We start from the raw sequence: 19,209 nt of genomic DNA on the forward strand, positions 1-19,209 counted from the left end.
AGTTTCCTGACGATTAGCGAACGCGGTAGCCCCATCGCGCTGCACGACAACCATATCAGGCTGCCCGAACGCTATCCCTCCCAAGCGCATATTCAGCTGCTGACGCCTCTACGTATCCAGCAAAAAGGCAGGATTTTGCGCGAAACCGAGCTGACGCAGGCCATTTTCCTACGCCAGCTCCTGCGCCGCTATCTGACGCTTGCCCATCTGCACTGGGGCAATCATGCAAACGCTGCCGAGCTGTCCGCCCAAATCGGCGGACAAGGTGTCCCGCCCCGGCTTTCATGGCACGAACACCGCCGGTTTTCCAACCGTCAAAAGCAGATTACGCCCCTTAGCGGCGCAATCGGTACATGGCAACTGACCGGCCTTTCACCCGCCTTTTCGCAAATGCTGTATATCGGGCAATGGCTGCACTTGGGCAAAGGAACCGTATTCGGCAACGGGCAATACCGCATTATCCAAGCAGCTTGACAATACGCCCGACGCAAAAACAGCCTTGATGGAACGAACCATCAAGGCTGTTTGATTTTTATCCCCGATGAGAGGGGCAGGTTTTCCGATATTTTCAGACGACCTTGGTTAGAGGTCGTCTGAAAAGCTTGAAAGACAGATAAGTGGGGCAAGTCTTCCGACCAAAGAAAGGAAAAGTCGTGGTTACGCTAGATTCAGTCTTAATCCCCGATTGGTGGGGCAAGTCTTCCGACGGCATGACCTATTTCCAAGTGGTAGGCGATAGTGTGTCTTAATCCCCGATACGTGGGGCAAGTCTTCCGACATACCAATACAGTTTCTGTTGTGCAGTTTAAGTAGTCTTAATCCCCGATTAGTGGGGCAAGTCTTCCGACTGCACTCAGTCAAAAAATTTCATTATTTTCAATCTTCTATATAGTTAAGAAAGGTTAGTATTTTTCCTTAACCAACAAAGACATTATTTAATAAAACCTTAACTGAAAAGAGCAGCCGAAAGACAGACTTTTCGCTATCCGTCGGAAAACTTGTAAGGAGGATTATAGCCGTCTGCTTTGCATTTCACAATGTTTTTGAACATTTTCAGACGACCTTTTTCATTCCATTTACAGCCATTGCGCCAAGGATTCGGTATCCAAGTCCCATTGCCAGACGCCGTTGTCCGTGCCGTCCAATCCGCGCAGGAAGAGGTATCGGATGGCGATTTTGGGTAACGGTTTGCCGCGCAGTTTTAAGTAGCGGGCGACGGCGATGGCGTAGATGAGTGCTTGCAGGTAGTAGTGGTGGTCTGCTACGGCTTCATTCATGGCTTGTTGCGTATAGGCTTCGGCGTCGTCGCCCAGATGGTTGGATTTGTAATCGATGATGCAGACGAGGTCGTCTGAATCTTGGCAAACCATGTCGATAAAGCCGTTGAGAAAGCCTTGTACATCTTGGAAATCCAATCTTTCTGCGGCTTCGATACATTCCGGCGGCAAGGTACTGTTTTCGCGGGCAAACCAGCGGCGCAGGTCATGGAGTTTGAAGTCTTCGGTGTAGAGGGTGAACCCCATTTCAGGAAGGCGGCGTTCGGGTGGGATTTCAGACAGGCTTTGTGCAGAAAGGCGCGTTTTGCGGCAGGTCTCGAGCATTTGTTTGACGGCATCTGTCCAAAGCAGGTCGAAGCCGTAGCGGGTCAAGGTTTCAGTTATCAGGCTGCTTTGGTTTTCGGCGCTTTGGGCAAAGTCGAATTTTTCCAACATTTCATGCAGGCAGACGCCGGCATTGGCGCCGCGTGGGAAATGGTGGATGTCGGTATTCGGGAGGTCGTCTGAAACGGGAAGAGCGGTTTCAGACGACCTTTCTGTGTCGGCGGCAGTTTCTGCTGGGTCGAGTGCGGGTTGTAATTCTTCGTGCTCGTCGTCTCGGGTTTTGACTTGGCGGCTGAGGCCAGTAAAGCTGGTATGGCGGATAAACTGAAATCCGCGGGCGGGGATAACGGCGGCTTGATAGAGGTCGTCTGAAAGATGGCGGTTTTGCGCGGCTGCGGGTTGCGGCGCGTCTTCGGAAAAGCTGAAGTCGGTATGTTCGGGCGGATTTTTGAGGAAACGCAGCCAGTTGTTTTTCAGCATTTGCAGCTCGCCTATGGCTTTGTTTGCTTTGCGTTCTTGATCATAGGCTTGGCGGGTATCCGCCCGATTGCTGTCGGCGCTGCCTTCAAGCAGGTAGGCGAAAGGGGAATCGGCGGTATCGCCGCAATGGGCGGCATAGAGGACGAGCTGTTCTTCGGCACGGGTCAGCGCGACGTAAAGCAGGCGCAGGCGTTCTGCCATTTCTTCGTCGGCAAGGTGGGTTCGGTCTTCATCGTTGAGTTGCGTTTTGGCAAGCAGCTCGGTGGTGTTGTCGGCGGTGTGGAGGATTTGCCAATCGGCGGGCTTCATGTCTTTCGCGTCCCAAACGAAAGGGCAATAGACCAAAGGATATTGCAAACCTTTGGAGGCATGCATGGTGACGATTTTGACCAGTGCTTCGTCGCTTTCAAGCCGTAAAAGCCCTGATTCGCCGACGGAACTGTCTTGCGCCAGACTGATTTGGTCGTTGAGCCATTGATGTAGGGCGGCGGGGCTGAGGCTTTGTCCTTCTTCTTCGGAGAGGCATTCTAAAAGCTGATGGAAATTGGTGAGACCGCGTTCGTCGACGCGTGCAAGCAGTCCGGTTTCGATGCCGTGCAGCGAGGAGAAGTATTGCAGCGCGGCATAAATCCCGCTTTTCCGCCAAATGGCGACGGATTCGGCGGCGGTGTTTATCCAGTTTAATAATTCGGCTTCGTTGCGGTTGAGTTGATACAGGGCTTGCGCATCGTAGCCGAACAATGTGCCGGATAAGACGAAGCGTAACGAGCCGATTTGTCCGGGATTGAGCCAGTAATCCAACAGCGCGGCAAGGGCGAGGGCTTCGGGCGTGGTGAAAACCGATTCCCGCGACAGCAAAACGCTTTGTATGCCGCGCGTTTTCAACGATTTTGCCACCATTACGCCTTCGTTGAACGTTCTGACCAAGACGGCGATGTCGCCCGAAACGACCGGTCTGTCTTTGATTTTCAGACGACCTTCGGCAGCTTCGTTGAGCGTGTGGGCGATTTCGTCGGCGCAATATTCGGATGCGCGGCGGCGCAAGATGTCTTTGTTGAGCACTTCGTCGTCTTTGCCGTTGAGCCAGCGTATCTGTATGGCAGTGCGCGGTGGCGAAAGCCGGCTTTCGGAACGCGCGGCGCCGACTTCGGTATAGTCTATGCCGTCCAAGACGAAAGGACGGTTTTTGCAGCGGAACAATGCGCCTATGCCGTTAATCAGCTTGGCATGGCTGCGGTAATTGGTCGCCAGCGTGTAGCTGTGTTGCGCGTCAGCCGCGGCTTGCAGATAGGCGTAAATATCGGCGCCGCGAAAGCTGTAAATGGCTTGCTTGGGGTCGCCGACTAGGAATAAAGGCTTGTTTTGGCTGATGAAGATTTTTCGGAAAATCTCGTATTGCAGCGGATCGGTGTCTTGAAATTCGTCAATCAAGGCGATGCGCCAGTTTTGCGCTACCGCCTGAGCCAGCGAGTCTGCCTGCGGGTTATCGGTCAATGCGTCGTAAACATCAAGCAGCAAATCGTCGAAACCGCGTTCGCGTTTGGATTTTTTCTGTTCGCTCAGGCTGGCATTAAGATGGTCGAGCAGGTCGAGGTGGAGCAGGGTAAGTGTATCTTCTTCAGCTTGCACAATGGCAGCCGAATCTGCGCCGAGATTCGCCAATATCTGCAAATCGGCAAAGGCGGCAGCGTCGGGCGTATTGCCTTTTTTGACTTTGGACTCTAAAGCTTCTACGGCAAACATGGGCAGCTTTTCTGCCGTCGTTTTGCAAAAAGAAGGAAGGGCATCGGATTGGGCGGCGGATTGTAGTTCGAGAAAGACGGTTTTGAATGTTTTTTCTTGATAGGATTGCCCATTTAATATCGGACGGATGCGCCAGAATGTTTCTTCCAAAGCGTCCAGTTTGGAACGCACTTTTTCCCATGTTTTCCGAAAGTTTTCCTGCGCGGCGACTAAATCTGCTTCGGGTCGTCTGAAAACCAAATACGGACGGCTGACGAACTTTTGTATTGCCGCCAGCATGGTTTGCGGCGTTTGGCGGTGTTCAAATACCAACTTCGCTAGAATGGGATCATTGACGATGCGGTCGCGCCAAAAATCTTGAGCGGGAATCAGCAGGCGGTCGCGGTTGTCTTCGGTCAACTCGACATCCATAGGCGCGCGGCACAAGAACGCATAATCGCGCAAAATGCGTTGACAGAAGCCGTGAATGGTATAAATCGCGGCGTTGTCGAATTGTCCGATGGCGGCTTTGAGGCGGACAATCAGCCGTGCCCGACTTTCTTGAACCAATGCCTGTTTGAGCAAACCGGTTAGAAACACATCGCCCGGATGATTGTTTCGGCAATATGTTTCAAGTTCGTCTGAAAGATTGTCTGTATCCTCCACGCTTTCTAAAGCCTGCAACACTTCGTCCAAGCGTGCGCGCAAACGGGTTTTTAATTCCGCCGTCGCCGCTTTGGTAAAAGTAACGGTCAAAATGCTTTCAACCGGCATCTGCTCAAGCACAACCAAGCGTGTGAACAAAGCCGCAATGCCGTAGGTTTTGCCCGTACCGGCAGAGGCTTCAATCAGATTGGTACCTGCTATGGGGATGCTTAGAGGATCGAAGGCTGGAATGGTGACGTTGGCGGGCATGATAAAAGGAGGGAAGTACAGATAGAAGGCGTAATCATAGCAGAGGTCGTCTGAAAACGGTGTGGCGCTTGGATGTGAAAAAAGGCTTTGGCTTGGTGTATGGTATGGCTGGCGACTTAGCGGCTGTGTTCTCTTAGATTGAATCGGCGATTTCAACCGCAGAAATAGGGCGGTTCAAATAATAAAAACGGCAGCTTTTAGGCTGCCGTTTTTTCTTGTGCGATTAAGCTTGGTCTTCAGGTTTGTCTGATAAGTCTTTAGCTTTATCTGATGGCTCTTGAGCTTTATCTGATGACTCTTGAGCTTTATCTGATGACTCTTGAGCGGTTTCTGTGGAAGCAGGTTCATGTTGATTGATTGCTTCCGGAGTTTGCGCTGCCGACTCGGTTTCAGGTTTTTCCGGATTGTCCTGACGTAGATTGTAGCTGTAATCTTTAGGCGGGCTAGGTTGTTTGCCTGCCATAATTTCCAGCACTTGATCGCGGTCTATGGTTTCCCAATCCATCAAGGCTTTGCACATAATTTCCATTTTATCGCGGTTTTCATCAAGGATTTTGTAGGCTACTTGATACTGCTCATCCAAGATGCGGCGAATTTCTGCGTCGATGTCTTGTTGGGTTTTTTCGGAAATATTTTGAGAACGGGTAATGCTGCGTCCCAAGAATACTTCGTCTTCGTTTTCCGTATAAACCATTACGCCCATTTTATCGCTCATACCGTAACGGGTAACCATCTCGCGCGCCATTTGGGTGGCACGTTCGAAATCGTTGGATGCACCGGTAGAAATACGGCCGACGAAGATGTCTTCGGCAATGCGTCCGCCAAACAGAATCGACAATTGGCTCAGCATTTGGTCTTTATACATGCTGATACGGTCGCGTTCAGGAAGCTGCCAAGTCAAACCGAGCGCACGACCGCGCGGCATGATGGTCACTTTGTGAACAGGGTCGGTAAACGGCAGGCTTTCGGCAACAATCGCATGACCTGCTTCATGGTAGGCGGTCGCACGTTTTTCGTCTTCGTGCATTACCATGCTGCGGCGTTCGGGACCCATATAGATTTTGTCTTTGGCATCTTCAAAATCGCTTTGGTCGACTTTGATTTTGTTGCGGCGGCCTGCAAACAGGGCGGCTTCGTTGACCAAGTTCGCCAGATCTGCGCCGGAGAAGCCGGGTGTGCCCCGTGCCAATGATGACAAATCTACGGATTCATCCAAAGGTACTTTTTTCACATGGACTTTCAGGATTTGTTCGCGACCGCGGATATCGGGCAGCGGAACAACAACCTGACGGTCGAAGCGGCCGGGACGTTGCAATGCCGGATCCAGTACGTCGGGACGGTTGGTTGCGGCAATGACGATAACGGTATGATTGCTTTCAAAACCGTCCATCTCGACCAAAAGCTGGTTCAAGGTTTGTTCGCGTTCGTCGTTGCTGCCGCCTAAGCCTGCACCACGTTGACGGCCGACAGCGTCGATTTCGTCAATGAAAATGATACAAGGGGCGTTTTTCTTCGCTTGCTCAAACATATCGCGCACGCGGCTTGCACCGACACCGACGAACATTTCAACAAAGTCGGAACCTGAAATGCTGAAGAACGGCACGCCGGCTTCGCCTGCGATCGCTTTTGCCAGCAAAGTCTTACCTGTACCCGGGCTGCCCGCCAGCAAAATGCCGTGCGGAACGCGACCGCCCAAGCTTTGGTAGCGGGTGGGGGATTTCAGATAATCAACGATTTCTTGTACTTCTTCTTTTACTTCATCACAACCGGCAACATCGGCAAAGGTAACTTTATTGGTTTCTTTGTCCATCAGGCGGGCACGGCTTTTACCAAAAGAGAATGCGCCGCCTTTGCCGCCGCCGCCACTCTGCATACGCATGAAGTAGAACCATGCGCCAATCAACAGCAATACCGGCAGCAGGCTGAAAAACAGGCTGGTAAGGATACTCGGTTTTTCTTCAGGTATAACGTTGACGCGGACTTTGTTGTCAAGAAGCGTTTTGACCAAACTATCGTCTAAAGGCGCATTGGTAAAGAAAGTGGTTTTGTCGGTGCGTTCGCCTTTAATCAGATAACCGATGATAGCGGAGCCTTCGATTTTGACGTTGCTCACTTCACCGTTGTTTACCTGTTGGATAAATTGAGAGTATTCGATTTGCTGCTTGTTTTCCTGCCTGCTGGTCAGTGCGTTGAACGCGGCCATCAGACCGACGCACAAAGCAACCCATAGCAGGATTGACTTAAAGGTATTCCCCACTTAGCCAGACTCCATGATATTAAGATAAACGAAAGGAAGATTTTAAAACACGCTGTCTGTATTGTCAGCGTTTATTTTTCCCTAATAAATAAATCTCACTGGAACGATTGCGTGATGCTTCGGGCTTGCGCGTCTGCACTGTTCCGAAGATTTCGCGCATGGCTGCCATATATTCCTGATAGCCCGCTCCCTGAAATACTTTCACCAAAAAGCTGCCGCCCGTTTTTAAGTGATTGACTGCAAAGTCCAAAGCCAGTTCGCACAAGTAAAAGCTGCGTGCTTGGTCGGTTACGGCGTTACCCGACATATTGGGTGCCATATCGCAAATTACAAGGTCTAGCGGACGACCGTCCAGTAAGGTTTCAAATTGCGCCAATACCTCATCTTCCCTGAAGTCGCCTTGAATAAATGAGACACCTTCTATTTCATCCATGGGCAGGATATCCAATGCGAACACGCGTCCTGAATTGCCGACTAGTTTTGCCGCGACTTGCGACCAGCTTCCCGGCGCACTGCCTAAATCCGCCAAAACCGTGCCGGGTTTGATTAATTTGTCTTTTTCGTTGATTTCCAGCAGTTTGTATGCGGCGCGGGCGCGATAGCCGTCTTTTTGCGCCATGTGGACGTAATGGTCGTTGACGTGTTCGTGAAGCCAAGCTTTGGATGATTTGGAACGTACTGCCATAATATATTTAATGATTTAGAGAAACGCCGTATTGTACGTTATTTTCCCCCGAGATTGCGCCAAATCGCGTACAATGCCGCATTATTCTTTCTTTTCAAGCACTAGAACATGACTGACAATAAATTAAGCACCAAAGAAATTTTGGAATTGAAAGCCCGCGCGCATCACCTTCATCCCGTTGTAATGGTGGGACAGCAAGGTTTGACCGAATCCGTTATTAAGGAAACCGATGCTGCCTTGACGGCGCATGAGTTAATCAAAGTCCGTGTATTCGGCGACGACCGTGCCGAACGCGTTGAAATTTGCAATGCGTTGTGTGACGCCGTTGATGCGCAATTGGTTCAGCATATCGGCAAACTGTTGGTGTTGTGGCGTAAAAACTTGGAAGCTTGATTCTTCAAGAGCATATTCAGACATCTTAAGGGCAGATATACCAAAGGTCGTCTGAAAATATTTATGACTCTTACGAAGTGTTTTTGTTATGCACTCGTAAAATCAGGAAAATCGATAAACTCTCTCTGATTGATTACTGTCAATGGAAACATACCCGCAGTTTTTAAAGCTGCGGATTGGCTATACTAACGATAGGAGCACATCATGAAAGCATTATCTGTTGCACTGGTTTTATTGACTTTGGCAGGTTGTCACAATACTTGGAATGGCGTTCGGGAAGACGGCTCCCGCATTATCGGACGTTCTGTCAGCGGTATCGGTCACGGTATCGGTAAAGCTGGTCAGGCATTGGAACGTACCGGCAGCAGAATCGACAACCGCCAACAAGTACAGCAGCCTCAAATGTACGAACAGAATCAATATCCATACCCGACGCAGAACCAATATCCTGAGCAGAATCAATACCAATACTAAGTCTTTTTTATCGCCGACCCCGATTACATGGTTTGTAGTCGGGGTTTTGGTTTTTCAGACGACCTTTATCCTGTATGATTCAGAATTTGCAATGAAATAGGCATAACTTTTGCCGTCTTCTCACTTATATTGATAACAAGATGAAAAATCTCACTTTCTGGCTTCTGCTGCTGGCTGCGGCATTCGGTTTTTTTTATTACCAGCAAAACCATAGGATTTCCCATGACGAGCTGATTCATGCTGAGTCGCCGCATGACAGGTCTTCCGTTTCGTCATTCGGCGGATTGGCTTACCTGAACTTCTTGCGTGCAAACGCGGGGTTGCCGACTTTGGCGCATTCATCGGTTTTAGAGAAATCTGCCCGTAATCATGCGCGTTATTTGTTGCAGAACCCTGAAGACGGTCATGACGAACGTCATCGCAGCAATCCGTTTTTCACGGGCAACCGTCCGGCGGAACGCGCCCAAAAGGTCGGTTATTTTTATGATGGCGTACATGAAAATATCAGTACCGGTTTTTATCCGTATCCAGAAGAGGTAGATACCCATTTGCCTGTTCAGCAGCAGATTGACGGTTTGATGACTGCGATTTATCACCGTTTTTCCTTGTTGGAACAAGGCATTGATGAAGCCGGTGCGGCATTTGAGTATCGCGACGGGCGTACATCGGTCGCCATTAATCAGGGAAATCATCAGTTTAATTATTATTGCGGCTTAGGCAGGGTTTATCCTGAACCAGGGCGGCGTTATTATCAAAACGCCTGCAACAACCATGCCATTGTTTACGCGGACGAAATCAAGGCGCAACGCGAGTTTCTTTATGTCGTTTATCCGCAAGGCAATTTTGCCATGCCGGATTTTCACGGCGAACATCCCGACCCCATGCCCGGCTACGAATTTACCGGCAATCCGGTCAGCATTGCTTTTGCGGAATCTGCCGGAAAAATTCGAATGAAGACGTTCAAGCTTTATCAAGGCAAATCCGAAATAGAGAAGGTCAAGGTGATGACGGCAAGCAATGATCCGAATCATACGTTTTCTGATCGACAGTTTGCCTTATTTCCCTTGTCGCCTTTGGAATACGATACCGCGTATCGTGCCGTATTCGAGTATGAGCGCAATGGCAAATCCAAAAAAGCCGAATGGACTTTCCGAACGAAAAAGCCTGATTATCCTTATTTCATCGTTAAGGGCGGAGAGAAACTGGCTATTGAATCGGGCAAGAAATATTTCATTCATTGGAAGGATTTTTGGTGTCAGCGGGAATGCGAGGAGTATGTTTACCGCCAACGCGGCAAAGCGAAACTTGAAGTCATGGAGCGTCAGATCGGCGGTATGGTGGTACGGGTTACCGGAGACAAAGGCGATGATGTTCGGTTAACGCCGAAAGAAGAAAACGATAAGGCGGTCTTACTTTATATCTGGCAATAGGCAATCAAGGTCGTCTGAAACCCAAACAGGTTTTCAGACGACCTTCTTTATATGCAACAAGACAAAGCAGGGTGGGGCAAGATACTTTATTGTTTGGGTGAACCGTAAAACTGTTAGAATAGCGGAAATTTTATTTCTTGTTTCTCAAACAATGATCCGCCATCCGAAAATTGCCGCCCATACGCGTTATGCCTTTATCTGTATCGGACTGATGATGCTTTCTTTCCTGATATATGTGGTTTTGGCAGTGTTTGATTTGGGCTTGGATATGTCGATGCGGATTGAGCTGACCCGTTTTGCGCTCATTTTAATCTTGCTGTTTGCGTTTTTGGGCGGCGTTTTTTCAATCTGGGTAGCGGTGCTGCGAAAGAAAATGGGGGTATGACATGAACCAAGTTGATAACAACATTCCTGAAGAAATCCGTTTGCAACATGACCGATCGGCTTTGGTTTTGGTTTATCGCGGCGAACGTAAAACCCTTCCTGCCGAATTTCTCCGCGTTTATTCTCCCAGCGCCGAAGTGCGCGGACATGGTGCGGGACAAGATGTCTTGCAGACAGGTAAAGCGGAAGTTACGATTTCTGATTTAGACCCTGTCGGTCAGTATGCGCTCAAAATTACTTTTTCAGACGGTCATAATAGCGGTTTGTATGACTGGGCTTATCTTTATAAATTGGCTTACGATTATGATGCGCTTTGGCAGGATTATCTCCGCAGGTTAAAAGAAGCCGGAGCCTCCAGAATACCGAGTGCCGCAGACCTTGTTGCCGGTAAAAAGCATTCCTGTGGCAGCGGCGGTTGTGGCGGGCATCATTGATTACTGAGCGTGTTTGTTCTTTTTGAAGCGGCATTGTGACGGACAGCAGGATGTCGGCAAAGCAGGCTCTGTTCCTCGCTTGAAAAAATATATCAGCCTGTCGGATGTCAAACAAAATCGGCTGGAAAGATACGGTCTTGAGGGTACAATGCCACTGCACGGGGGGCAAGTTGCGCTGCTATCTGAATAAAAAAGATTATTTAGCCATCCATTTGATAGACTATACCAAGCAGGTCCGCAAAAAGCATATCGTGAATGACGATAAAAATGCCATCACCTTCTGAGATGAAATTTCAGCATTCGGCGTAGCCATGGACAAATTGAAAGACAGGTTTGCCTCTCAATGATTAAACTTTCAGACGACCCCTAGAGCAAGGTCGTCTGAAAATCGAAATACCGTTTGAACCATATTGATTTCAGATTATTTTAGGAAAGCACCTCTATGAGCGACCACAAAACCCATTTCGGTTTCACTACCGTAAACGAAGAAGAAAAGGCAGGTAAAGTGGCCGAAGTGTTCCATTCCGTAGCCAAAAACTACGACATCATGAACGATGTCATGTCTGCCGGCCTGCACCGCGTTTGGAAACATTTCACCATCAATACCGCTCGTCTGAAAAAGGGCGATAAAGTGCTGGATATCGCCGGCGGTACAGGAGACTTGTCGCGCGGCTGGGCCAAGCGTGTGGGCAAAGAGGGCGAAGTGTGGCTGACCGACATCAACTCATCCATGCTGACCGTCGGTCGCGACAGGCTGCTTAACGAAGGTTTGATTTTGCCCGTATCGCTCGCCGACGCAGAAAAATTACCGTTTCCTGACAATTATTTCAACCTGGTTTCCGTCGCCTTCGGTCTGCGCAACATGACCCACAAAGATGCCGCCCTCAAAGAAATGTACCGCGTACTCAAACCGGGTGGAACACTATTGGTATTGGAATTTTCCAAAGTCTACAAACCACTGGAAGGCGCATACGATTTGTATTCCTTCAAACTGCTGCCGGTCATGGGCAAACTCATTGCCAAAGACGCAGACAGCTATCAATATCTGGCAGAATCCATCCGCATGCACCCCGATCAAGAAACCTTGAAACAAATGATGCTCGATGCGGGTTTCGACAGCGTCGATTACCATAACATGAGCGCAGGCATCGTAGCCTTACATAAAGGCGTGAAGTTCTGATATTGGACTTGGCTGAACTATCTGTTTGATACAAATAGATTATTTAAAAGAAGTCGCTTCATATCAATAACTGGAAAAGGGTCGTCTGAAAACCGATTGACAAGGTTTTCAGACGACCTTTGTTCGTTGTATCCTTTAGATAAATAAGGCGATGTTTGTCGTTGCATTCGATGACATGAGGTCGTCTGAAAACAAGGAAACCGTATGTTTGATTTGCACCGGGCTTTAACCGCTGACGGTATTGCGATATGCCGTCCTGCCGATTATGTTTCGGGTAAGAAGGCGTCGCTTGAAGATTATTGTCGCGATGTGATTGCGCTTTTGACAGACTATCCGCCCGCCCGTTTTTATTTCGTCCGCTTTTCCGATGAAACGGTGTCTATCGATACACCGCTTGGCGAGGCGCGCTGTTTTGGTAAGTATGGTTACGGCGGTGCTTATTTTGTCGTTGGTGCGGACGGTCGGGTGTGGCTGTATTCGCCCGAAGCGGAAAATGATTGGGAGAAGGAACTGGTGTTTGCCGGCAGCAGTTTGGATTTGTTTGTGCAAACTTACTGCCGTTTGATGGCGGCGGTGTTTCAGCTCAAGTCGGGCTTTGTTGTGAAAGGCGGGTTGCCAAAAGATGGAGAGATAGCCGAAAACTTGATCCGTTGGCTGGAGCAAGCTGATTCTGAAGCGGCTGCGGAAGATGCTTTTTGGGGGTTGCTGCTGTATGAGCTGGAGGACGGCTTTTTTCCATTGATGGATAATCCGGTTACGCGGGATGTCGGTATGCCGGAGCATCGTTATCTGGAGGTCGAGAGGCCGTCTGAAAACAGTTAGAACGGTTTTTCAGACGACCTTTTCGGGATAACCGACTACGCTTGAATCTTGTTTATCAACAATTGTATTTTGAAAATTTGGAGAAAATAATGAAATCAGTTTTACTTTTGGGTTCTATTTTACTGTTGTCGGCGTGTGGCTCGATGCAGAGTCAGGTTGTAAAGAAAAACGTTGCTTTTGATCCGGACAGTCAGGCACAAATCCGCTCGTATGGTTCATACGGTTCGGATTTGATCCGCATATATCCTGAAACGGACTGCGCAAAATGGGAGGGAACAAAACGGAACGCGGTAAACCGTCGTTTTGTCAACGGATTGCCGCGTAAGGTTAGGAATATTTCGATCGGTATTCCGCCTACCGAGTTGAGCCGTAAAACAGAAAAAGACACCGGATTCGTTTTCCGTGATTCTTATCGCGAGATGGTCGTATCGGCGAATCAGCCTGTGGTTTTGGACGGTGCATTTTCGTCTCAAACGAGAAATCAACATTATAGTTGTCGAGTCGCCGCTTCTTTCACACCGAAGGCAGGCGAGGCTTATGAAGTCCGTTATCTGTCAGAGGAAGAGGGATGCGATATTGAGGTTTACCATATCGGTCATGAGGAAAAAGACGGCATCCGCCAAACCAAAAAACTTATGGCAAACTATTGCGCAAGGCCGGGAACAAGCTTTTAAAGATGTGGTACGAGAAATTTAACTTTTTTACTTAAAGTTAGGCTGAGGTTTATTAAGGATGAAAAATGTGTAGTCATGAAATTAGCAGTGTCAGTGATTTGCTTGAAATTTTAAAAGAGATTGGAGAGCCAAAGCAGGGGCATACCCGTTTTTTCCGAGGGCAGGCGGATGTACGGTGGCGTATGTTGCCGGGCATTTATCGGGAAGGTTGCGAGTATTTAATTGAAAATGAACATAAAATTATTAAAGACACGTTTACTAATTGCCCCGATGACTTTTCCCCTGACAATACTTTATTTGAAAAATTAGTAAAGTTGCAGCACTACGGATATGCCACACGTTTATTGGATTTAACTGCCAATGCGTTGATTGCCCTATGCTTTGCAGCACGGAATAAAGAGCATCATGATAAAGATGGGGAGTTGATTATTTTAGATATTCCCGATGAGGAAGTGAAATATGGGGATAGTGATACAGTAGCGGTTTTGTCGGCGCTTTCATTGCAGCCAGAAACTTTTGATTTACATAAATGTTTGCAGGATACTGAATTGCCAGCTCGGATTAAGTATATAGAAGATTTTTTTAAAAAAGATGTTCTTAGATCTTATAGAAAAAAAATTGAAACAAAAAATCATAAAGATGAAATTCTTGAGGACTTACTATTTTGCTTAAAAGAGATGGAAAATACGAAATATAGTGATTTAGAAAAAATTGCATTTAATGAGCAAAAAGAAATTGCTGCGTTGATTCACGATATACGGACAGACAAACCTAGCTTTCGTCCAGTTATTGAATTTTCTGACTTTGTTCGTGTTCTTTGTGTCCGTGCCAAATTGAATAACGCCCGTATTTCTCGTCAGCAAGGTTGTTTTCTACTATTTGGTATCAGCAATAATAAGTTGAGACCTGCATCTATTCCTAACGGATGGCAGCGTAAAGCGAAAAATGGTCAGAAATTTATTGTCAGAAATAAAGAATCCATTATGGAGGAATTGAAATCTTTTGGTATCAGTAAAAAAACTTTGTTTCCGGAATTGGAATCTCAAGCAGAAGAAATTATGTCTCAATACAAACCTAAAAAGCATGGGGAAAATCGTTGAGATGAGTTTCCACTGACAGTTTTGCAATGATTTTTACTAAATAATAGTTAAGGTCGTCTGAAATCCCGTTTTCTGCAAAAAGGTTGCATCATGAACACCGTTTCCATCCAAAACCTTTCCCACCGCTACGGCAAGACCCTTGCGCTTGACGATGTGTCGCTGGACATTCCGAAAGGCGCGACGGTCGGTTTGATCGGGCCGGACGGTGTGGGCAAATCGACGCTGCTCTCGCTGATGGCGGGCGTGAAGGTGATTCAGGACGGACGGGTGGAAGTGTTGGGCGGCGATATGGCGGACAAGGACGTGCGGCGGGATTTGTCGCACCGCATCGCCTTTATGCCGCAGGGTTTGGGGCGCAACCTGTATCCTACCTTGTCGGTGTATGAAAATATCGATTTCCATGCGCGGCTGTTTGGTTTGGACGGGCAGGAACGCACGCGGCAGATTGCGCGGCTGATGGAGGCGACCCGCCTTGCGCCGTTTTCCGGCAGGGCGGCGGGCAAGCTATCGGGCGGGATGAAGCAGAAGCTGAGTTTGTGCTGCGCGCTGGTCCACAGTCCGGATTTGCTGATTCTAGACGAACCGACCACGGGTGTGGACCCTTTGTCACGCCGCCAGTTTTGGGCGTTGGTGGACGATTTGCGGCGGGAACACGCGGGCATGACCGTGATTGTAGCGACCGCCTATATTGAAGAGGCGCAGCGTTTCGAGCGGCTGCTGGCGATGGACGCGGGCAGGCTGCTGGAAAACAAGCCTACCGCCAATGTGTTGGCGGATTACGGCACCGATGTGTTGGAAGAGGCTTACGTCAAAATGCTGCCGCCGGAGAAGCAGCAGGGTTCGGGCGGTTTGGACATTACGCCGTTCGTCCCCGATCCCGATGCGCCGCCCGCTATGGAAGCACACGGGCTGACCAAGCGTTTCGGCGATTTCACCGCTGTGGACCATGTCAGCTTTACCATTCAAAAAGGTGAGATTTTCGGCTTTCTCGGCAGCAACGGCTGCGGCAAGTCCACCACCATGAAAATGCTGACCGGCCTGCTGGAAGCGACCGAAGGCGACGCCACGCTGTTGGGCAAGCCGATAGACGCGGGCGGCTTGGATACGAAAATGCGCGTCTGCTATATGTCGCAGGCGTTTTCGCTGTATGAAGAGTTGAGCGTGCGCCGCAATCTGGATTTGCACGCCAGACTCTACCAGATGGGCGCTAAAGGCGCGGCGGCGGTGGAAGAGGCCCTGCAACAGTTTGATTTGGCGGACGTTGCCGACACCGCGCCCGCATCGCTGCCGCTGGGCATCCGCCAACGTCTGCAACTTGCCGCCGCCTGCTTGCATCACCCTGAAGTATTGATTCTGGACGAACCGACTTCGGGGGTCGATCCCGCCGCGCGCGATATGTTCTGGCGGCATCTTCTGAAACTCTCCCGCGAAGACAAAATCACCATTTTCGTTTCGACCCACTTTATGAACGAAGCCGCCCGCTGCGACCGCATTTCCTTTATGCACAAAGGCCGCGTGCTGGCGGTGGGCACGCCCGCCGAACTGGCGGCAAGGCAGAATGCGCCGGATTTGGAAGAAGCGTTTGTACAGTATCTGATTGAAGCGGAATCGGATGACGGGCATTCCGAACAGGGTAGGTTGGGTCAAGACCCAATAATGCTTTCGGATTCGACAGATTGGGTCTCGACCCAACCTACGGCTACGGCGGCTGATTTTTCAGACGACCTGTGTGAACAAAGCGCAAGGTCGTCTGAAAGTGAACAAAGCGAGTTCCGCCAAAATACAGACGGCGTGCATTTCGAACAGGGCAGGTTGGGTCAAGACCCAACAATGCTTTCGGATTCGACAAGTTGGGTCTCGACCCAACCTACGGCTACGGTGGCTGATTTTTCAGACGACCTGTATAAACAAAACGCAACGTCGTCTGAAAACGAACAAAGCGAGTTTCGCCAAAACACAGATGGCGTGCATTCCGAAAAAGGTAGGTTGGGTCAAGACCCAACGATTCCTTCAGATTCGGGAAGTTGGGTCGCGACCCAACCTACGGTGGTTGATTTTTCAGACGACCTGTATGAGCAAAACGAAACGTCGTCTGAAAGTGAACAAAGCGAGTTTCGTCAAAATACAGACGGCGTGCATTTCGAAAAAGGTAGGTTGGGTCAAGACCCAACAACGTCTTTGGATTCGGCTACAGCTACGGCAGCTGATTTTTCAGACGACCTTCAAGGAAAAGATATGGGGTCGTCTGAAACCCAAAACGGCGTGCGTGAACCAAGTTCACACACCCTACGAGACAACCCAAACACCCTACGAGACAACCCAAACACCCAAAACTTCAAATACCGCTTCTCCATGATTTGGACTTTCGCCCGCCGCGAAGCCAAAGAGCTCCTGCGCGACAAAATCCGCCTGTTTTTCGCCGTGTTCGGTCCGTTGATTATCATGGCGTCGGTATCGTGGGGGATTTCGTTTGACGTGCGGAATCTGAAATTCGCCGTTTACGACCGCGACCAAACCGCCGCCAGCCGCGAGCTGGTCGAATATTTCGACGGTTCGCGCTACTTCCTCCAACAGCCGCCGATACAGTCCGAAGCCGAAATCGACACCGTGCTCAAAAGCTCCGGCGCCATATTGGTTATCGATATTCCGAGCGGTTTCGGGCGCGATTTGGCGCGCGGACTCAAACCCGAAGTCGGGTTTTATGTGGACGGCTCCATGCCGTTTAACGCCACCAACATCCGCGGCTACATCGGCAGCCTGATCACCGCCTACACCAAAGACCGCATCGCCGAAAGTGGGCTGCCCGTTTCGCTCAAAGCCCCCGCCGGCATCGAACCGCGCTTTATGTACAATCAGGATTTCAACAGCATCAACGCCATCGCCCCGGGCGTGATGATGCTGGTGTTGATGATGATACCCGCCATGATGTCGGCGGTCGGCGTGGTGCGCGAACGCGAAATCGGTTCCATCGCCAATTTCTACGCATCGCCCGCCGCCGTGGCGCAATATCTGATCGGCAAACAGCTTCCCTATATCGCCGTCGGCATGGTCAATTTCGCCGCCATGATGCTGATGATTATTTACCTGTTCGGCGTGCCGCTCAAAGGCTCGTTTGCCGGACTTGCCGTCGGCACGCTCTTGATGGTGTCCGCCAGCACCGCGCTGGGGCTGTTGATTTCCTGCTTCGTGCGCTCCCAGCTTGCCGCCATCTTCGCCACCGCCATCATCACCATGATCCCCGCGCAAACCTATTCCGGCTTTCTCTACCCGCTGTCCACCATGGAAGGCGGCGCGTTGGTTATCGGCAAAACCTTCCCGTCGTCGTGGTACTACACCGTCAGCGTCGGCAGCTTCACCAAAGGGCTGCACACCGCCGACCTGCTGCACGAATACGCCGCCATCGCCGCCTTTGCCGCCACCAGCCTGATTTTGGCGTGCGTGTTGTTGAAGAAACAGGAGAAGTGAGAGAGGTCGTCTGAAAACTCAGCAGGCGCGTATGGATGTCCACCCCGAACCTTAACCCACTATTAAAGAAAGAAACGCCATGAACCGAATAACTCTGTTTGACGGACTGGCCGAACGCTACGGCGCGGCGGCAGAATATCCGTGGGCGAAATCTCCCGACTTTGCCGTGTTCCGTCACACGGGCAACCGCAAATGGTTCTGCCTTTATATGCCCGTGCCGTCTGAAAAACTGGGCATGGGCGAGGGCGGTCTGACGGAAATCGTCAACGTCAAATGCCGCCCGGAACACATCGGCGCATGGCGCGCGACGGCAGGCATCCTGCCCGCCTACCGCATGAACAAAGAACACTGGTTGAGCATCGTATTAGCGCAAACGCCCGCAGAAAACGTGTGGCGGCTGATAGACGACAGCTTCGTGCTGACGCGCTAGGATTGATTAACTTCACACATCAAACGAAAGGAAAAACATGAAAAACATAGGCATCATCGGCGGCATGAGTCCCGAAAGCACCGTGCTCTACTACCAAATCATCAACCGCGAAACCAACCGCCGCTTGGGCGGCAACCGCAGCGCCAAAATCCTACTCGACAGCGTGGATTTTGAAGAAATCGTCCGTTTGCAGAAAAGCGGCGATTGGGCGGCGGCGGGAAACGTGTTGGCGCAAAGCGCGCGGAAGCTCGAAGCGGGCGGCGCGGATTTTTTGCTGCTCGCCACTAACACCATGCACAAAGTCGCTCCCGCCATCGAACAGGCGGCCGGCATCCCCTTGCTGCACGTCGTCGATGCCACCGCTGCCGCCATCAAACGGCAAGGCTTGTCCGCCGTCGGCCTGCTCGGTACGCGCTTTACCATGAGCGACGGTTTTTACACTGAGCGCATGGTTTCGCAGGGCGTACAAACCATAGTTCCGACCGCTGCCGAACAAGACGAAATCCACCGCATTATTTTTGACGAACTGTGCCTGAACCGCATCCACCCCGAATCCGCCCGCTATTTTTACGACGTGATAGGCCGTCTGAAAAACGAAGGCGCGCAGGGCGTGATACTCGGCTGCACCGAAATCTGCCTGCTTGTGAACGAAACCGACAGCCCGCAGCCCGTGTTCGACAGCACCGCCATCCATGCGCTTGCGGCAGTGGATGCGGCGCTGGCGGAGTAACGCGGCAAACGCCGTTTTGTTTAAAGGAACAGG

Annotated in this window: 17 protein-coding genes; 14 read left to right on the forward strand and 3 right to left on the reverse strand. The window is 50.2% G+C overall.

Annotated features, from left to right (window positions below):
* The coding region (gene cas6 / locus HMPREF2572_RS09310; protein ID WP_148132319.1) for a CRISPR system precrRNA processing endoribonuclease RAMP protein Cas6 at nt 1-474 on the forward strand (474 nt) is incomplete at its 5' end.
* 602 nt (nt 475-1,076) lie between these two features.
* On the opposite strand, the gene recB is transcribed toward cas6, so the two are convergent.
* The 3 genes from recB to HMPREF2572_RS09325 form a co-directional block, all read right to left on the reverse strand.
* Complete coding sequence (gene recB, locus HMPREF2572_RS09315) at nt 1,077-4,718, reverse strand: exodeoxyribonuclease V subunit beta (protein WP_070497973.1); 3,642 nt, start codon at nt 4,716-4,718, stop codon at nt 1,077-1,079.
* Between the two features lie 223 nt (nt 4,719-4,941).
* Nucleotides 4,942-6,975, reverse strand: a complete 2,034-nt coding sequence (ftsH, locus tag HMPREF2572_RS09320) for an ATP-dependent zinc metalloprotease FtsH (RefSeq protein ID WP_070497975.1) — start codon at nt 6,973-6,975, stop codon at nt 4,942-4,944.
* 64 nt (nt 6,976-7,039) lie between these two features.
* Entirely contained in the window at nt 7,040-7,660 is a 621-nt protein-coding gene (locus HMPREF2572_RS09325) for an RlmE family RNA methyltransferase (RefSeq protein ID WP_070497978.1), read from the reverse strand.
* A gap of 108 nt (nt 7,661-7,768) precedes the next feature.
* On the opposite strand from HMPREF2572_RS09325, the gene yhbY reads away from it, so the two are divergent.
* The 13 genes from yhbY to HMPREF2572_RS09395 all read left to right on the forward strand — a co-directional run bounded on the left by yhbY (nt 7,769) and on the right by HMPREF2572_RS09395 (nt 19,176).
* Nucleotides 7,769-8,053, forward strand: coding sequence for a ribosome assembly RNA-binding protein YhbY (gene yhbY, locus HMPREF2572_RS09330; protein ID WP_003743108.1), 285 nt, complete (start codon nt 7,769-7,771; stop codon nt 8,051-8,053).
* 204 nt (nt 8,054-8,257) lie between these two features.
* The gene (locus tag HMPREF2572_RS09335) at nt 8,258-8,527 is read left to right on the forward strand and encodes a pyrrolo-quinoline quinone (protein WP_070497980.1); all 270 of its coding nucleotides are present in this window, start codon (nt 8,258-8,260) and stop codon (nt 8,525-8,527) included.
* Between the two features lie 140 nt (nt 8,528-8,667).
* Nucleotides 8,668-9,957, forward strand: a complete 1,290-nt coding sequence (locus tag HMPREF2572_RS09340; RefSeq protein WP_070497983.1) for a CAP domain-containing protein — start codon at nt 8,668-8,670, stop codon at nt 9,955-9,957.
* A gap of 97 nt (nt 9,958-10,054) precedes the next feature.
* On the forward strand, nt 10,055-10,342 hold the full coding sequence (locus HMPREF2572_RS09345; protein ID WP_231286232.1) for a cytochrome b6: 288 nt from the start codon (nt 10,055-10,057) through the stop codon (nt 10,340-10,342).
* A gap of 1 nt (nt 10,343) precedes the next feature.
* A complete protein-coding gene (locus HMPREF2572_RS09350) occupies nt 10,344-10,775 on the forward strand; it encodes a gamma-butyrobetaine hydroxylase family protein (RefSeq protein WP_003762839.1) in 432 nt (143 codons plus the stop codon).
* A 104-nt stretch (nt 10,776-10,879) separates the two neighbouring features.
* Entirely contained in the window at nt 10,880-11,059 is a 180-nt protein-coding gene (locus HMPREF2572_RS09355; protein ID WP_049229651.1) for a hypothetical protein, read from the forward strand.
* A 158-nt stretch (nt 11,060-11,217) separates the two neighbouring features.
* Nucleotides 11,218-11,955, forward strand: a complete 738-nt coding sequence (gene ubiE, locus HMPREF2572_RS09360) for a bifunctional demethylmenaquinone methyltransferase/2-methoxy-6-polyprenyl-1,4-benzoquinol methylase UbiE (protein ID WP_003760056.1) — start codon at nt 11,218-11,220, stop codon at nt 11,953-11,955.
* Between the two features lie 204 nt (nt 11,956-12,159).
* Nucleotides 12,160-12,777: an SUKH-4 family immunity protein gene (locus HMPREF2572_RS09365; protein WP_070497986.1), complete on the forward strand. Its 618-nt coding sequence runs from the start codon at nt 12,160-12,162 to the stop codon at nt 12,775-12,777.
* A gap of 41 nt (nt 12,778-12,818) precedes the next feature.
* Nucleotides 12,819-13,451: a hypothetical protein gene (locus tag HMPREF2572_RS09370; protein ID WP_246827796.1), complete on the forward strand. Its 633-nt coding sequence runs from the start codon at nt 12,819-12,821 to the stop codon at nt 13,449-13,451.
* Between the two features lie 65 nt (nt 13,452-13,516).
* Complete coding sequence (locus HMPREF2572_RS09375; RefSeq protein WP_070497988.1) at nt 13,517-14,551, forward strand: FRG domain-containing protein; 1,035 nt, start codon at nt 13,517-13,519, stop codon at nt 14,549-14,551.
* 90 nt (nt 14,552-14,641) lie between these two features.
* Nucleotides 14,642-18,016, forward strand: coding sequence for an ATP-binding cassette domain-containing protein (locus HMPREF2572_RS15095; protein WP_246827797.1), 3,375 nt, complete (start codon nt 14,642-14,644; stop codon nt 18,014-18,016).
* Nucleotides 18,017-18,095: 79 nt separating this feature from the next.
* Nucleotides 18,096-18,446: an MmcQ/YjbR family DNA-binding protein gene (locus HMPREF2572_RS09390; protein ID WP_070497990.1), complete on the forward strand. Its 351-nt coding sequence runs from the start codon at nt 18,096-18,098 to the stop codon at nt 18,444-18,446.
* Between the two features lie 37 nt (nt 18,447-18,483).
* Nucleotides 18,484-19,176 carry an aspartate/glutamate racemase family protein gene (locus tag HMPREF2572_RS09395; RefSeq protein ID WP_070497991.1) on the forward strand — a complete coding sequence of 231 codons (693 nt, stop codon included), beginning with the start codon at nt 18,484-18,486 and terminating at the stop codon, nt 19,174-19,176.
* Nucleotides 19,177-19,209: the final 33 nt, after the last annotated feature.

It is taken from the genome of Neisseria sp. HMSC064E01, assembly GCF_001808875.1.
Classification (GTDB): Bacteria; Pseudomonadota; Gammaproteobacteria; order Burkholderiales; family Neisseriaceae; genus Neisseria; species Neisseria sicca_A.

Coding starts and splice junctions, on each gene's coding strand:
- recB (WP_070497973.1), bottom strand. CDS start 4,718: ATGCCCGCCAACGTCACCATTCCAGCCTTCGATCCTCTAAGCATCCCC.
- HMPREF2572_RS09325 (WP_070497978.1), bottom strand. CDS start 7,660: ATGGCAGTACGTTCCAAATCATCCAAAGCTTGGCTTCACGAACACGTC.
- yhbY (WP_003743108.1), top strand. CDS start 7,769: ATGACTGACAATAAATTAAGCACCAAAGAAATTTTGGAATTGAAAGCC.
- HMPREF2572_RS09335 (WP_070497980.1), top strand. CDS start 8,258: ATGAAAGCATTATCTGTTGCACTGGTTTTATTGACTTTGGCAGGTTGT.
- HMPREF2572_RS09340 (WP_070497983.1), top strand. CDS start 8,668: ATGAAAAATCTCACTTTCTGGCTTCTGCTGCTGGCTGCGGCATTCGGT.
- HMPREF2572_RS09350 (WP_003762839.1), top strand. CDS start 10,344: ATGAACCAAGTTGATAACAACATTCCTGAAGAAATCCGTTTGCAACAT.
- HMPREF2572_RS09355 (WP_049229651.1), top strand. CDS start 10,880: ATGTCAAACAAAATCGGCTGGAAAGATACGGTCTTGAGGGTACAATGC.
- ubiE (WP_003760056.1), top strand. CDS start 11,218: ATGAGCGACCACAAAACCCATTTCGGTTTCACTACCGTAAACGAAGAA.
- HMPREF2572_RS09365 (WP_070497986.1), top strand. CDS start 12,160: ATGTTTGATTTGCACCGGGCTTTAACCGCTGACGGTATTGCGATATGC.
- HMPREF2572_RS09375 (WP_070497988.1), top strand. CDS start 13,517: ATGTGTAGTCATGAAATTAGCAGTGTCAGTGATTTGCTTGAAATTTTA.
- HMPREF2572_RS15095 (WP_246827797.1), top strand. CDS start 14,642: ATGAACACCGTTTCCATCCAAAACCTTTCCCACCGCTACGGCAAGACC.
- HMPREF2572_RS09390 (WP_070497990.1), top strand. CDS start 18,096: ATGAACCGAATAACTCTGTTTGACGGACTGGCCGAACGCTACGGCGCG.
- HMPREF2572_RS09395 (WP_070497991.1), top strand. CDS start 18,484: ATGAAAAACATAGGCATCATCGGCGGCATGAGTCCCGAAAGCACCGTG.